The organism is Promicromonospora alba (assembly GCF_042654905.1).
Taxonomy (GTDB): Bacteria; Actinomycetota; Actinomycetes; order Actinomycetales; family Cellulomonadaceae; genus Promicromonospora; species Promicromonospora alba.
The window spans coordinates 192701-206737 of sequence record NZ_JBHSFI010000001.1; the positions used below are offsets into that span (position 1 = coordinate 192701).

Below are 14037 nucleotides of genomic sequence, written 5' to 3' on the forward strand. Positions count from 1 at the left end.
GATGCGCGCCGTGAAAGGTTCGGCGTGTCGCGAGTTGGTGGGTTTTCACCCACCAGATTGATCCCTTTTCACCCGGTTCGACCACCGCCGCCCTGAGTTCCACCTCCTGGCGGTCCGAGGAAGTCTTCGGGCGTGACGTGGTCCAGGAAGTCGCGGAACCGCTCGACCTCGGCCTGCTGGTCGACGTCGACGATCTCCACGCCGGCCAGTGCGACGATCTCGGCGGAGCACAGGACGGGGCTGCCGGTGCGTACGGCCAGCGCTATCGCGTCGGAGGCACGGGAGTCGAGGTGGACGCCGTTGCTCAGGACGAGCTCGGCGAAGTAGATCCCGCCTTCCAGGGCGACGATGTCCACCCGTTCGAGCGCGACGCCCACTGCGCCGAGCACGTCGCGCAGGAGGTCGTGCGTCATGGGGCGGGGGGTGGCCAGCCCGGCCTGCGCCATGGCGATGGCGCTGGCCTCGCGCGCTCCGATGACGATGGGGATGGCCAGGTCGGCGGCGCTGTCGAGCAGCAGCACGACGATCTCCTGATCGCGCTGCTGCTGTCGAACGCCGAGGATCTCCACGGGGACCATCGGCACGTCGTCCGGCCTCACGCTTTCACCGTACGGCCATTGACCGTCACTCGTCGCGCGCTCGGGACAAATTTCTGGTCACGGAGCGGTCGTCCGGTGGCAATGGTGGGTGAATCTTTGTGGCGGTTGGGGGTCAGCCGAGGTCGTCGATGCCCTGCCGGACCCATGCGGCGTGCAAGCGGGTGAACAGTTCCCCCATGTCGCTGGCCATGCTCGCGGCGCGGCCGCGGGCCGCGCTGGCGTGCTGGCTGCGCAGGGGCGCGACGACCTGGTCGACGAGCGTCACCTGCCGGTCGGCGGCGGTGCGGAAGGAACGCAGGTGGCGCGGTTCGATGCCGAACTCGGCCAGCGCGCCCGCGATACGGGCCACCTCGACGGCGCCCGAGCCGAACGTGCCGCCCGACGCGGGCAGGAGCCCTGCCTGGGCGAGGTTCTGCACGAACTCCTCGGTGACGCCGGCCGCGTCGGCCACGGCCTGCGCGGTCCAGCGGCGTCGGGCGGGCGAGCCCGTGCCGGCGAGGCGGGGTGCGGGGTGCTCGGCCGAGTCGGGGTCGGCGTCCATCGCGGCGAGGCGTTCCTTGATCACCTTCAGCGGCATGTAGCTGTCGCGCTGCTCGGTGAGGACGAATCGCAGGCGCTCGACGTCGGCCTGGCTGTACTGGCGGTAGCCCGACGGTGTGCGCACCGGCTCGATCAGGCCCTGCTCCTCGAGGAAGCGGAGCTTGGAGTGCGATACGGACGGGAACTCCTGGCCGAGGGCGCGCAGGACGTCGCTGATGCGCATGGTGGCCTGGCGGGAGATCCCGCGGGGCCAGGGCGCGTCGAGGTCGTCCTGCGCGGCACCGTGCTCCTGACCACGCTGGTCGTGCTGCGGGCTCTGCTCGTCGTCACGCTCGTCGTCACGGATGCGCTCGTGGGCGCGCTCATGACGCGGTTCGGTGCCGCCGTGGAACCCACGATGGTCGCGTGCGGCTCCGGCCGTCACGGGGCGGGCGTCCCCGCGCCCCACTGCGCCGGCGACTGCGGGCTGGCGTGGAAGGTGAGGCGGAACTTGCCGATCTGCACCTCGTCGCCGGTGACCAGCGTGGCGGCGTCGATGCGACCGCGGTTGACGTAGGTGCCGTTCAGGGAGCCGATGTCGCGCACGACGAACGAGTCGCCCTCGCGGACGAACTCGGCGTGCTTGCGGGAGACCGTGACGTCGTCGAGGAAGATGTCGGCCTGCTCGCTGCGGCCGGCGACGCTGCGGCCGGTGTCCAGGAGGAAGCGGGCGCCGAATCCCGGGCCGCGCTGCACGATGAGCAGCGCGGAGTGCCGCGGCAGGGCGGCGACGGCGGCGGCTTCCTCGGGGCTGAGCGCCGTGCGGGGCGCCTGCTCGTCTGAGGTCGGGAACGCGATCCGACCCAGGTTGGCCGTGGTATCGGGCCCGACCGGATGGGCGCTGGGGTCCGTCATCAGGTCTCCTCGGGTGCGGTGGGGATACTGCGTTGGTCACAGGGCGGGGCGCTACGTTCGGACAACGGTCGGGACCGCGTCCGGGTTCCACTCAACCTACCTCGATCAGGTTCGAGGCGGGAACCATAGAAGGGAACCAACCCGGATAAAACTACCCAGGTCACGGCCGTTCCGCATGCCAGTTTTCACAGCCTCGGCCCGATCTGGCGGTGATCTTCGCCAAGAACTGGCGCAAACGTGGCGCGAGTCACTTCTCTCGTCACTTCTCCTGGGCCGGTTCGGCGTGCTCGGGCTCGCCCGGGATGCGCACGGCATCGACGCTGACCTGGTCGGAGACCGTGGTGGTCGCTTCGCCGCCCTCCTCCCGGATCCGGGGCAGCGCGCCGCCGGGGATCTCGAGGGCGCGGTCGATCGTCTCGGGGTTGCCGATGGCGGTCCACTCGTACGGGGAGGCGATCGCGGCGCCGTCGAGCACGACGCCGCCGCCGGAGTCGACGAAGTAGCTGGTGGTGACCAGCCGCACCCCGTTGACCTCGATGGCCTCGGCCCCGGCGTTGCGCAGCTCCTCCAGGAGGTTGAACAGCACCTGCGCCTCCAGCGGCCGGTCGCCGTCCGCCACATGGACCTGCACGCCCGGGCCGTGTGCGGGAAGCCGGCCTGAGAGGATCCCCTCCTGCTCGGCGCGCTGCCGCGCGAGGTCGCGCGCTGCCTGGTCGCGTCCGTCCTCGGAGCGCAGGTCGTCCCGGATCTCCTCCAGGTCCGAGACCTGCGCGTCGAGCTGGTCGGCGCGCTGCGTCACCTCGTCCAGGAGCCGCACGAGCTCGTCCTGGCGCAGGCCGCTGAGCTGGTCGCCCGTCGACTGCCCCACCTGGACGGCCAGCGCGAAGCCCAGCGCCAGGCACAGCAGGCCGGTGAGCACCTCGGACCGGGTACCGCGGGGTCGCAGCAGCTGCGCCACACGCTTCCAGCCCGACGCCGGCGGGGTGTCCTGGACAGCATCCTGGACGTCGTCCCGCACGTCGTCCCGCACCGGACCCTCGGTTCTGTCCTGCTCGATCCTGTCTTGCTCGATCCTGTCTTGCTCAGACTTGTCCTGCTCAGTCCTGTCGCGCTCGTCGCCCATGCTCACGCCTTGAAGATGTGCCGGCGGATGGAGGCGGCGTTCGAGAAGATCCGGATACCCAGCACCACCACGACCGCCGTCGACAGCTGCCCGCCCACGCCGAGCTGGTCACCCAGGAACACGATGAACGCCGCCACCACCACGTTCGACAGGAACGAGACCAGGAAGACCTTGTCGTCGAACAGCCCGTCGAGCATCGCCCGCAGACCTCCGAACAGGGCATCCAGGGCCGCGACCACCGCGATCGGCAGGTACGGCTGGAGTATCAGCGGGACGGTCGGCTGCAGCACGAGACCGGCGACCACCCCGATCACGAGCCCGACGATCGCGATCATCCGTTGTCCTCCTCGGATCGGTCCTGCGTTGACTGCGCTGTCTGTGCTGACGGCGTCGGCTGTGCCGTCTCTTGCGCACCCCCGGACCGCTCGGAGTGCGCGTACCGCAGCGTCGGGGACCCCGCACCCGGCAGGTGCATCCCCTCGCTCGCGGTCACCTCGTGCTCGATGCCGTACTCGGCGCTCAGCAGCTGCAGGAACCCCAGGCCCGCCGAACGCGCGAACTCGACCTGCATGTCCTCCGGGTCACCCACCGCCTCGACCGTGTACGTGGGCCCGTTCAACGGCTGCAGGTCCACCAGGATCGCGTCACCCGCGTTCCGGATCGCCGACAACGACGTCAGCCGCTGATCGTTCACCGCGACCGCCTCCGCCCCCGCCGCCCACAGCTCGTTGACGACGAACTGCACGTCCGCGTCCCGCACCCGCGACTCGGCGGGCGCGTCACCAGGATCCACCAGCCCACCACCCGCGCCATCCGTCAGCTTCACCACCATGCCAGGACCCCGCACCGGCACCGCACCGTTGACCCACCGGTCCAGCTCGTTGATCTCCACCAGCGCCGACGGCAGCAACGCGGCACCCTGCAGCCCGTCCACCTCCGCACTGAGCTCGGCAGAACGCCGCGACAGCGACTCCACCTCGGCGCTGCGCTCCTGGATCTGCTCGATGAGCACCGTACGGCCCCTCGTGAGCAACGGCTGCGGCGCTCGCAGGTCGAGGACGGCGACGGTGGTCGCGGCACCGAGCAGCACGGCGACCAGGAGCAGACCAAGGCTGCTCGCCGTCCCGCGGCGCGACGTCGTCTCCCCCGCCTCCGCGCGCCGCTGCGCCATCAGCGCGTAGCCCGGGTCCAAGGGTCGCTCCGTGACCTCGCGCAGCAGCGTCATCGACTCGTCGGGACGCCGTCCGGTATGCCGTCCGGTATGGCGCGGAGGGATGGTGCTCGGAGCGGTCATGCCGCGGCCGCCAGGCGCCGCACCTGAGCCACGTACTGCAGCCCCGCCAGCCAGTACAGGCCGACCCCCCACCAGGTGAAGGCCCAGCCCACCACGTGCGCCACGGCGCCCAGCCAGCCGGGTACCGCGGCGAGGAGCAGCAGCGGGAACGCGTAGAGCAGGGCGAACGTCGCGACCTTGCCGACCAGCGTCACCTCCAGCGTCCCGTAGCCCAGGCGGGCCAGGACCGGCACCGTCAGCGCGAGCAGCACGTCCCGCGCCACGATCGCCAGCACCAGCCACAGGGGAACCACCTCGCGCCACGCCAGACCGATCAGCGTCACGAAGATGAAGAGCCGGTCGGCGAACGGGTCGAGGATCTGCCCCAGCCGGGTGACCTGGTTCAGGCGACGGGCAAGCACACCGTCGAGCCAGTCCGAGGCGCCCGAGACAGCGAGCACCAGCAGCGCCCAGCCGTCCTCACCCACGACGATCAGCACTGCGAAGACCGGCACGAGCGCCAGTCGCACCAGGCTGATCATGTTGGGCACGGTCAGGACCCGGGAGCTCATCTCCGCCCCAGTGGACACGCGCACCGCCCTTGCTCACGCCGGTTTCGTCTCGGCCGCCATACTACGGGGAGAGCGTTGCGTATCCGCACTGGCGCGCCGTCCGACGGCCCGACAACGCCCCTCACCACGCACGACATCACCCGCGTGCTGCACGTCACGCTCCCCAGCCCTGTGCCGAAGGCCCCAGCACCGGATAGGGTGTAGCCACATCCCCTTGGAGTTCGTCGTCTTCCCGTGTGTGCACAAAACGTGCGAGACAGGCCCGCAGCCTCGGCTGCGGGGAAGGTGTTTCGGGAGCGAGCGACGCGAGGGCCCTCACCTCGGCCCTGACTCCGCCCGCGACGACGAACGGTGCATCACTGCATGTCTATCGACACCCATGACCTGATCGCGCCTGCTGAGCAGGACACCGAGCAGGCCACCGCCGACACCGGCGACCAGACGGCCCCCGAGGCCGTCACCAACGAGAACACCACCTCCGAGGACACCACCACGGAGACCGCGGCCCCCGAGCCCGAGCCCACCGGCCCGACCTTCGCAAGCCTCGGCCTCCCCGCGCAGCTGATGGCAGCCGTCGACAAGCTCGGCTTCGTCACGCCCTCCGCCATCCAGGCCCGCGCCATCCCCGAGCTGCTCGCCGGCCACGACATCACCGGCGTCGCCCAGACCGGCACCGGCAAGACCGCCGCGTTCGGCCTCCCGCTGCTCGCCGCCATCGACCCCAAGCTCCGCAAGGTCCAGGCCCTCGTCCTGGCCCCCACCCGCGAGCTCGCCATGCAGGTCGCCGACGCCATCGAGTCCTTCGCGACCGAGCTCGACGACGTCCGGGTCCTGCCCGTCTACGGCGGCGCCCCCTACATCCCCCAGCAGCGCGCCCTGCGCGACGGCGTCCACGTCGTCGTCGGCACCCCCGGCCGCATCAAGGACCACCTCGACCGCGGCGCCCTCAAGCTCGACGACATCCGCTTCCTCGTCCTCGACGAGGCCGACGAGATGCTCCGCATGGGCTTCGCCGAGGACGTCGAGGAGATCTTCGGCCAGGCACCCACCAAGCGCCAGGTCGCCCTCTTCTCCGCGACCATGCCGCCGGCCATCCGCAAGGTCGCCGACCACCACATGACCGACCCCGTGCAGATCGCCGTCACCCGGCAGGCCTCCACCGTCACCGCGGTGCGCCAGACCTACGCCGTCGTGCCCTTCCGCCACAAGGTCGGCTCCCTCGCCCGCGTCCTCGCCACCTCCGACGCCGACGCCGCCATCGTCTTCACCCGCACCCGCGGCGCAGCAGAAGACGTCGGCTCCGCCCTCATCGAGAAGGGCATCTCCGCCGCCACCATCTCCGGCGACGTCGCCCAGAAGGAACGCGAGAAGATCGTCGAGCGACTCCGCTCCGGCGCCCTCGACGTCCTCGTCGCCACCGACGTCGCAGCCCGCGGCCTCGACGTCGACCGCATCGGCCTCGTCGTCAACTTCGACGTCCCCGGCGAGCCCGAGGCCTACGTCCACCGCATCGGCCGCACCGGCCGCGCCGGACGCACCGGCGAGGCGCTCACCTTCGTCACCCCCCACGAGCGCGGCAAGCTCCGCAGCATCGAGCGCACCATCCGCGCCTCGCTCGAAGAGATCGCCATCCCCTCCCCCCGCGACGTCTCGGCCCACCAGGTCAAGCGCGCCCTCGGCAAGGTCGCGGCCCGCCGCGAAGCCGGACGCCTCGAGATGTACACCGACCTCATCCGCACCTACGCGGAGGAGACCGGCACCGACCCCATCGAGATCGCAGCCGCCATGGCGGCGCTCGCGGTCGGCGACGACGGCCCCCGCGCCCGCGCCGAGCAGGAGGAGTTCGAGCGCGAGCAGGCCGAGGCCAAGTCGGCGGCCGCCAGGCGCACGACGCGCGACGGTGACCGGCACGACCGGTCCGGCGACCGCGGTGCTCCGCGCGGACGGTCCGAGGGCGACCGCGGCATCCGCCGTCCGGCCCGTGGCACGCGCTACCGCATCGCCGTCGGGCACACGCACGGCGTGCAGCCGGGCGGGATCGTCGGCGCGCTGACGGGCGAGGGTGGCATCACCGGCGCCGACGTCGGCAAGATCGACATCTTCGGCAGCTTCTCGCTGGTGGACATCATCGCGCCGCTCGACACCGAGGCACTGGACCGTCTGGGCCGCGCCCGCGTGGCCGGCAAGCCGCTCCGCATCACGCTCGACCGCGGCCCCGCGCGTACCACCGGCGGCGACCGTGACCGCGCCCCCCGGAGCGGTGGCGACCACCGCCGTCCCGACGGCGAGCGTGGCCCCCGTGCCCGCACCACCCCGCACTGGGACGCGCGCACCAGCCGCTGATGCGGTGAACGCAGTCGTATGACGACGGCGGTCGTGCTTACCGAGACCTGATCTCGGTAAGCACGACCGCCGTTCTTTGTCGTCCGGTCGGGTGATCAGCTACGTGCGGTCGGGCTCCGCGGCCTCGCCCAGCTCGGCGATGAGCGCCACCAGGCGGCGCGCCTCGGCCATGCCGTGCTCGCCGTCCGCCCGCTGGATGCCCATCACGGCGAGCACGTCGCCGTCGGCCAGGTCGAGGTGCACCCACGGGTCGTTCGGCCCGAACCGCACGGTCACTATCTCGGCCCAGACGAGCCGGCGGCTCGCGGCGTAGTTGATGACGGTGAGGCCGCCCGGGTCCGGGACGGCGCGCACGGCGCCGAAGCGCCACGCGATCACGGCGCCCACCAGCCCGAAGACGATCATCGCCACGCGGTTGGCGGTGTCAGCGGTGCTCGACGCCAGCGCGACGAACGTGCAGCCGCCCCCGGCCAGGATCGCCAGGCCGTACGCCGTCGGGGTGCCGAAGCGACCCCGGAAGGTGCGGAAGCGGTCACGGTCATGGCGAGGGGCGCTGTCCTCTGCCCCCCGGCCCGTGCCCGCCCCCGCACCCATGAGGTCTACAACCGCGAGGCGTGGATCGACGTCACGATGATGGCGCGCGCCCCGACGTCGTACAGGGCGTCCATGATCCGGTTGGTCTCCCGGCGCGGGACCATGACGCGCACGGCGCAGGCGTCGCTGTGGTGCTGCGCCGAGACGGTCGGGGACTCCTTGCCCGGCGTGATCGCCACCGCCTCCTCCAGCCGCGACGCGGGGACCACGTAGTCCATGAGCACGTACTCACGGGCGGTGATCACGCCCTCCAGGCGGCGGGTCAGGATGTCGAGGCCGACGGGCGGCTCGGCGTCGGACTGCCGGATGAGCACAGCCTCCGAGCGCAGGATCGGTTCGCCGAACACCTCGAGGCCCGCGGCCCGCAGGGTGGTTCCGGTCTCGACGACATCGGCGATGACGTCCGCGACGCCGAGCCGCACGCTCGACTCCACGGCGCCGTCCAGGTGCACGATCGCGGCGGGCTCGACGCCCTGCTTCGCGAGGTGCTGGGCCACGAGCGTGGTGTACGACGACGCCACGCGCCGCCCGGCGATCTGGCTCACGTCGGTCACGGGGTCGGTCTCGCCAGCGCCGGCGGGCGCCGCGTACCGGAACGTGGACCGGGCGAACCCGAGGCCGAGGTGCTCGACGGCGTCAGCGCCGGAGTCGAGCATCAGGTCACGGCCGGTGATGCCGACGTCGACCGTTCCGGTGCCCACGTACACCGCGACGTCGCGCGGGCGCAGGAAGAAGAACTCGACGTCGTTCTCGGGGTCGGCGAGCACGAGCTCACGGGTGTCGCGGCGCTGGCGGTAGCCCGCCTCGCGCAGCATCTCGGAGGCGGGGCCGGACAGGGCACCCTTGTTGGGGACGGCGATGCGCAGCATGTGGTTGGTTCCTCTCTGGGTGTACGACGGATCTGGGCGCGAGACACAAGGTCCCGCTACAGATGCGTGTACACGTCCTCGAGGGTCAGTCCCTTGGCGACCATCAGGACCTGCAGGTGGTACAGGAGCTGGGAGATCTCCTCGGCGGTCTCGCTGTCCGACTGGTACTCGGCCGCCATCCACACCTCGGCGGCCTCCTCCACTACCTTCTTGCCGATCGCATGGACGCCGGCGTCCAGCTGGGCCACGGTGCCGGAGCCCGCGGGACGGGTCTCGGCCTTCTCGGTCAGCTCGGCGAACAAGGTCTCGAAGGTCTTCACGGGCCCAGCCTAGTCGGGCGACGGGGGCGCCGGCCTTCGCCGTCCCACGTGGTGGCCACTCGCCGCTATGACGCGGGCCACTCCGACGGCAGCGCGCCGTCCTTCGCCGGGGTCAGGACGCCCTGGTAGGGCGTGATCAGGTGGAAGTCGTCGACGTCGTCCTCCTCCGCCGAGCCGTCGCCCAAGCCGTCACCCAAGGCGGCGGACAGGAGGATGATCACGGAGCCGTCCTCGCCGCCGAGACCGCTGGCCGGGTCGAGCGGGTCGCCCCCGGGGTACCCCCGCACGCTGCACGTCTCCGGCGTCGAGACGACGGCGATCTGCTCCCCGGGCGAGACCTCGAGCTCGGGCTCCGCCTGCGGGTAGCCCGACGGCGGATCCGGCCGCTCGAGCACCTCCTCGACGGTGACCAGCCAGCGGTTGGCGTCGACGCCGTACATCTGCGCCGTGCCGTCCTGCTCCACCACGGTCCCGCGGAGCGCAACGCCTGCGCCGGACGCCGCCTCGGCCGGCGTCTCGAACAAGACCCAGTCGACGCAGGCGTTGGGGTACTCGCCCAGCGGGTCCTGCGACGTGTCCACGGTTTCCTCTGTGTTCGAGGGTTCCGCTCCCCCGGCCGGCTGCGCCGCCGCGCAGCCGGCGAGCCCGCCTGCCGTGACCGCTGCGACGGAGGCGCTGACGACCGCCGTCCTCAACGCCGATCGTGAGATCAGCCGTGCTGCCGCCCGCGGAGTACGTGTAGTTCTCATACCCCGTACATGTGCCGAGGAGCCCGTTCTTTCAGGCTCTGGTTGGCCTGTTTGCCAGGTGCGGGTGACGTTTTGGACGCTTGGCACACTATTAATGCAGGACTGGAGCGAGAGTCAGGTCGCGCAGCGTCACCGCCGTGGCGACGGCGGCCTCCACCGCCTCGGCACCCTTGTCCTCGCTCGAGCCCTCCAGACCCGCGCGGTCCAGTGCCTGCGCCTCGTCGTCGCACGTCAGCAGACCGAACCCGACGGGGACGCCGGTGCGCACGCTCACGTCCGTCAGGCCGGTCGTCGCCGCGGAGCACACGTACTCGAAGTGCGGTGTGCCGCCCCGGATCACTACCCCGAGCGCCACCACGGCGTCCGCTCCCCCGGCTGCCGCCCGCGACGCAGCGACCGGCAGCTCGAACGAGCCGGGCACGCGGACCTCCGTCCAGTCGGCGCCCGACTCGCGCAGCGCCCTCCTGGCACCCGCCAGCAGGCCGTCCATCACCTGCTCGTGCCAGCTCGCCGCGATCACGACGACCCGCAGGCCGCTACCGTCCACAGTCACCTTCGGTGCTCCGGCGCCGCTCATGCGCATGCTCCTTCGTCCTCGTTCATGCTTCGTTCAAGGCTCGGCTCGAGCTCGAGCTCGAGATCAAGGTCCAGCTCTTCGATGCGGTGGCCCATGACCACGCGCTTCGTCTCCAGGTACCGGTGGTTGTGCACGCCGCGTCCCACCACGAGTCCCCGGCGCCCGACGACGTGGGTGCCCGCCGCCCGCAGACCCGCGACCTTCTCCGGGTTGTTCGTCAGCAGCGTCACGCCGTCGAGCCCGAGGTCCGCCAGGACGGCCGACGCCGCGCCGTACTCCCGCGCGTCCACCGGCAGCCCGAGGTCGACGTTCGCCTCGACGGTGTCCCGGCCGCCGTCCTGCAGCGCGTACGCCTGGATCTTCGCCGCCAGGCCGATACCCCGGCCCTCGTGGCCCCGCAGGTACACGACGGCGCCACCCTCAGCGGCGACCGCCGCCAGCGAGGCCTCCAGCTGCGGACCGCAGTCGCACCGCAGGGAGCCCAGCGCGTCGCCCGTCAGGCATTCGGAGTGCACCCGCACGAGGGAGCCCGCACGCGTCGCCTCCTCCTGCGCGGAGCCCGCACGGCGCGGGCCGGACAGCGCGACGGGCGTCAGCGCCAGGTGCTCCGCGCCCGACCGCAGGTCCCGGTACGCCACCACCCGGAAGGTCCCGTGCCGCGTGGGCAGCGACGCCTCCCCTACCCGGAGCACCCGGGGCCCCGGAATGCCGCCACCTTCGACCACCGGGTCGTCGGCCTGCGGGTCGTCAGTCTGCGAGGCAGGGTCGTGCACCCGGCGCCACGCCACGAGGTCCTCGACCGTCAGCAGCACGAGCCCCGTCTCCTCGGCCAGGGCCTGAGCCTCGGCCAGGCGCATCACGGCGCCGTCGTCCCGGACGAGCTCGGCGATGGCGCCCACCTCGCCCAGGTCCTGCCCTGCACCGCCCGCCAGGCGCACGAGGTCCACTGCCGCCTCGGTGTGTCCCGCACGCTCCAGCACGCCGCCGGCCCGCGCCCGCAGGGGCAGCACGTGCCCCGGCCGGATCAGGTCCCGCGGGCCGGAGGACGGGTCGCCCAGCACGCGCAGCGTCCGCGCCCGGTCCGCTCCCGAGATACCCGTCGTGACGCCGACCGCGGCGTCGACGGACACCGTGTAGGCGGTTCCTCGAGGGTCCTCGCTCCGCTCCACCATCAGCGGAAGCTCGAGCGCGTCCGCGCGGTGCGCGGGCATCGGCGCGCACAGGTACCCCGAGGAGTGCCGCACGGTCCAGCCCACCCACTCGGCGGTCGCGACGCTCGCCGCGAACACCACGTCGACCTCGTTCTCCCGGCCCGCGTCGTCCGCCACGAGGACGGGCCGGCCGGCGGCGAGCTCGGCGAGGGCCCGCTCCACGAGGCCCGTGTCCACGGCGTCCTGGTGCATGACGTGCACCGTCCCGCCCGCGCTCATCGTGCCGCCCCGGTCAGGTCGCCGAGGCCGGCCGCCGCGTCCGCCGCGGTTGTCCCGCCCGGCACCGACGCCCCCGCCGCAAGGAGCCGCTCGACGTACTTCGCGAGCACGTCCACCTCGACGTTCACGACGTCGCCCGGGACCAGTCTGCCGAGCGTCGTCGCGGCGAGCGTGGTCGGGATGAGCGAGACCCCGAAGCCGTCGTCGGACACCCACGTGACGGTCAGCGAGACTCCCGCCAGCGCGATGGAGCCCTTCTCCGCGATGTACCGGGTAAGGGCTGCGGGCGCGGAGAACTCCAGGTCGTCCCAGCGCGGGCCGGGCGTGCGGCGCACCAGCGTCGCCATGCCGTCGACGTGTCCCTGCACCACGTGCCCGCCCAGTCTGCCGTTCGCAGGCAGTGCGCGCTCCAGGTTCACCACGGAACCGGGGACGAGGCCCCCGAGCGAGCTGCGGCGCAGCGACTCGGGCATGATCTCCGCGACGAACGAGCCGTCCGCCACGGAGACGACGGTGAGGCACACGCCGTCGACGGCGATCGAGTCACCGGGCCGGGCGTCGGACGCGGCGAGCGGGCCCGCGACGGTCACGACGGCGTCCGCACCGTCGTCACCGTCGGGACGGTCGAGCGCGACGACGGAGCCGAGCTCCTCGATGATTCCGGTGAACATCAGATCTCCTCCTTGGGGTGCCGGCTGGGCCGGCCGGGCTGGACTGGCTGGACCGACTCGGTGGCCTCGGTGGGCCGAGCGTGCTGGGCGCGGCGCGCTACCAGGAGCACGTCGTCGCCGAGCCGGGTCACGTCGTGGGTGGTGAAGCGTGCGGCGTCGCCGATCGTGGTGACGCCCAGGTCACCGACTGCGGTCGCGCCCGCGCCGAGCAGCACGGGCGCCACGTACGCGTGGAGCTCGTCCACGGCGTCGGCGGCGAGCAGAGCGGTAGCGAGGGTGGGGCCGCCCTCCACGAGCAGGTGGCGCACCTCGCGCTCCGCGAGCTGGCTGAGCACCGCTCCGAGGTCGTGCTCGGGGAGGTGCAGCAGGGCGCCGCCCGGCCCGCGCAGGCGAGCGCCGTCGGGCACCGCGCGGCGGCCGACGACCACCCGGAGCGGCTGGTGCTCGAAGAGGCCGCCGTCGATCGTCCGTGCGGTGAGCGACGGGTCGTCGGTCAGGGCGGTCCCCGTGCCGACGCCGATCGCGTCGACCTGCGCGCGGATCGTGTGGGCGTGGGCCCGTGCCTGCGGGCCGGTGATCCAGCGGCTCGTCCCGTCCGTGGCGGCGACCCGTCCGTCGAGGCTGGTCGCGAGCTTGAGGGTCACGTAGGGGCGTCCGGTCCGGACGGCGTGCAGCCACTGGCGCAGCAGCTCCTCCCCCTCGTCGGCGAGGAGGCCGGTCGTCACCTCGATCCCCGCGGCGCGCAGCTTGGCCGCGCCACCGGTCGCCACCGGGTTCGGGTCGGCGACCGCGACGTGCACCGCGGCGACGCCCGCGTCGATCAGGGCGTCGGCGCAGGGGCCGGTACGGCCGTGGTGGGCGCAGGGCTCGAGCGTCACGACCGCTGTCGTGCCCCGCGGGTCGACGCCACGCGAACGGGCGGCGGCCAGCGCCGCCGCCTCCGCGTGCGGCGTGCCCGCACCGCGGTGGAAGCCCTCGGCGACCGGCTGACCGGCCGGATCGAGGAGCACGCAGCCGACGCGCGGGTTCGGGCCGTATGCAGGGCCCTGCGCGGCCAGCGCGAGAGCGCGGCGCATGGCGGTCCGGAGCGTCGTGGTCTCGAACGTCGTAGCCTCGAACGTCGTGGCCGCGGGAGAGCGCGCTCCGGCGGGTCCTGCCGCATATGCCGCGGCGCGTCCCTGCGGTGGCTGGGTCATGCTGTCCTCCCCGAGCTTCGGTGCTCCGGGGTGGACGACGGGAGCGCGGACGAGGCCGGCCGGCCCTGCCCGCGCGCACGACGTCACGACGACGCACGCCCCGAGGGACGGCGACGCCGCACGTGCTTCCTCCCATCCGGACTTTCACCGTCGGTCCTGGAGTTTCACCAGATCAACCGGTCCTCCTCGCGGAGGACGCGGGTCGCGGACTTTAACCGCCGGCTCGGAATTACACCGACCCCGGAGCACGTGTGTGCGTACTGCTGCCTGCCAGCATGCCACAAACC

16 protein-coding genes and 1 riboswitch are annotated in these 14037 nt (G+C 72.4%); of the genes, 1 reads left to right on the forward strand and 15 read right to left on the reverse strand.

All coding sequences use genetic code 11. The features are described 5' to 3' along the window. Nucleotides 1–68: 68 nt before the first annotated feature. The 7 genes from ACFO6V_RS00935 to ACFO6V_RS00965 all read right to left on the reverse strand — a co-directional run bounded on the left by ACFO6V_RS00935 (nucleotide 69) and on the right by ACFO6V_RS00965 (nucleotide 5001). Nucleotides 69–578, reverse strand: coding sequence for a bifunctional nuclease family protein (locus ACFO6V_RS00935; RefSeq protein ID WP_357452955.1), 510 nt, complete (start codon nucleotides 576–578; stop codon nucleotides 69–71). Nucleotides 579–711: 133 nt separating this feature from the next. Beyond that, the gene (ftsR, locus tag ACFO6V_RS00940; protein WP_377132119.1) at nucleotides 712–1485 is read right to left on the reverse strand and encodes a transcriptional regulator FtsR; all 774 of its coding nucleotides are present in this window, start codon (nucleotides 1483–1485) and stop codon (nucleotides 712–714) included. Between the two features lie 74 nt (nucleotides 1486–1559). Continuing rightward, nucleotides 1560–2033 carry an FHA domain-containing protein gene (locus tag ACFO6V_RS00945; RefSeq protein WP_116675148.1) on the reverse strand — a complete coding sequence of 158 codons (474 nt, stop codon included), beginning with the start codon at nucleotides 2031–2033 and terminating at the stop codon, nucleotides 1560–1562. Nucleotides 2034–2292: 259 nt separating this feature from the next. Continuing rightward, nucleotides 2293–3156, reverse strand: coding sequence for a DUF881 domain-containing protein (locus tag ACFO6V_RS00950; RefSeq protein ID WP_377131223.1), 864 nt, complete (start codon nucleotides 3154–3156; stop codon nucleotides 2293–2295). Between the two features lie 2 nt (nucleotides 3157–3158). Then, complete coding sequence (locus tag ACFO6V_RS00955; RefSeq protein WP_108494149.1) at nucleotides 3159–3491, reverse strand: small basic family protein; 333 nt, start codon at nucleotides 3489–3491, stop codon at nucleotides 3159–3161. Next, the gene (locus ACFO6V_RS00960; protein WP_377131225.1) at nucleotides 3488–4450 is read right to left on the reverse strand and encodes a DUF881 domain-containing protein; all 963 of its coding nucleotides are present in this window, start codon (nucleotides 4448–4450) and stop codon (nucleotides 3488–3490) included. The genes ACFO6V_RS00955 and ACFO6V_RS00960 overlap by 4 nt, the downstream gene beginning before the upstream one ends. Next, nucleotides 4447–5001 carry a CDP-alcohol phosphatidyltransferase family protein gene (locus tag ACFO6V_RS00965; protein ID WP_377132121.1) on the reverse strand — a complete coding sequence of 185 codons (555 nt, stop codon included), beginning with the start codon at nucleotides 4999–5001 and terminating at the stop codon, nucleotides 4447–4449. The genes ACFO6V_RS00960 and ACFO6V_RS00965 overlap by 4 nt, the downstream gene beginning before the upstream one ends. Nucleotides 5002–5364: 363 nt before the next feature. On the opposite strand from ACFO6V_RS00965, the gene ACFO6V_RS00970 reads away from it, so the two are divergent. Further along, nucleotides 5365–7344, forward strand: coding sequence for a DEAD/DEAH box helicase (locus ACFO6V_RS00970; protein WP_377131227.1), 1980 nt, complete (start codon nucleotides 5365–5367; stop codon nucleotides 7342–7344). 99 nt (nucleotides 7345–7443) lie between these two features. Here the strand turns inward: ACFO6V_RS00970 and ACFO6V_RS00975 are convergent, their stop codons facing one another. The 8 genes from ACFO6V_RS00975 to ribD form a co-directional block, all read right to left on the reverse strand. Continuing rightward, nucleotides 7444–7938 (reverse strand): PH domain-containing protein, encoded by a 495-nt coding sequence (locus tag ACFO6V_RS00975; RefSeq protein WP_377131229.1) that lies wholly within the window; start codon nucleotides 7936–7938, stop codon nucleotides 7444–7446. A gap of 5 nt (nucleotides 7939–7943) precedes the next feature. Then, entirely contained in the window at nucleotides 7944–8807 is an 864-nt protein-coding gene (gene hisG, locus ACFO6V_RS00980; RefSeq protein ID WP_377131231.1) for an ATP phosphoribosyltransferase, read from the reverse strand. Between the two features lie 56 nt (nucleotides 8808–8863). Then, on the reverse strand, nucleotides 8864–9127 hold the full coding sequence (locus ACFO6V_RS00985; RefSeq protein WP_108494143.1) for a phosphoribosyl-ATP diphosphatase: 264 nt from the start codon (nucleotides 9125–9127) through the stop codon (nucleotides 8864–8866). 65 nt (nucleotides 9128–9192) lie between these two features. Next, nucleotides 9193–9708: a hypothetical protein gene (locus tag ACFO6V_RS00990; RefSeq protein ID WP_377131234.1), complete on the reverse strand. Its 516-nt coding sequence runs from the start codon at nucleotides 9706–9708 to the stop codon at nucleotides 9193–9195. Nucleotides 9709–9967: 259 nt separating this feature from the next. Further along, complete coding sequence (gene ribH / locus ACFO6V_RS00995; RefSeq protein ID WP_377131236.1) at nucleotides 9968–10453, reverse strand: 6,7-dimethyl-8-ribityllumazine synthase; 486 nt, start codon at nucleotides 10451–10453, stop codon at nucleotides 9968–9970. Continuing rightward, complete coding sequence (gene ribB, locus ACFO6V_RS01000; protein WP_377131238.1) at nucleotides 10450–11883, reverse strand: 3,4-dihydroxy-2-butanone-4-phosphate synthase; 1434 nt, start codon at nucleotides 11881–11883, stop codon at nucleotides 10450–10452. The genes ribH and ribB overlap by 4 nt, the downstream gene beginning before the upstream one ends. Continuing rightward, nucleotides 11880–12554, reverse strand: a complete 675-nt coding sequence (locus ACFO6V_RS01005) for a riboflavin synthase (protein WP_377131240.1) — start codon at nucleotides 12552–12554, stop codon at nucleotides 11880–11882. Before ACFO6V_RS01005 ends, ribB begins: the two co-directional genes overlap by 4 nt. Next, nucleotides 12554–13630, reverse strand: a complete 1077-nt coding sequence (gene ribD, locus ACFO6V_RS01010; protein ID WP_377132123.1) for a bifunctional diaminohydroxyphosphoribosylaminopyrimidine deaminase/5-amino-6-(5-phosphoribosylamino)uracil reductase RibD — start codon at nucleotides 13628–13630, stop codon at nucleotides 12554–12556. The genes ACFO6V_RS01005 and ribD overlap by 1 nt, the downstream gene beginning before the upstream one ends. A 238-nt stretch (nucleotides 13631–13868) precedes the next feature. Further along, a riboswitch (FMN riboswitch) is annotated at nucleotides 13869–14003 on the reverse strand. Between the last annotated feature and the right edge of the window lie 34 nt (nucleotides 14004–14037).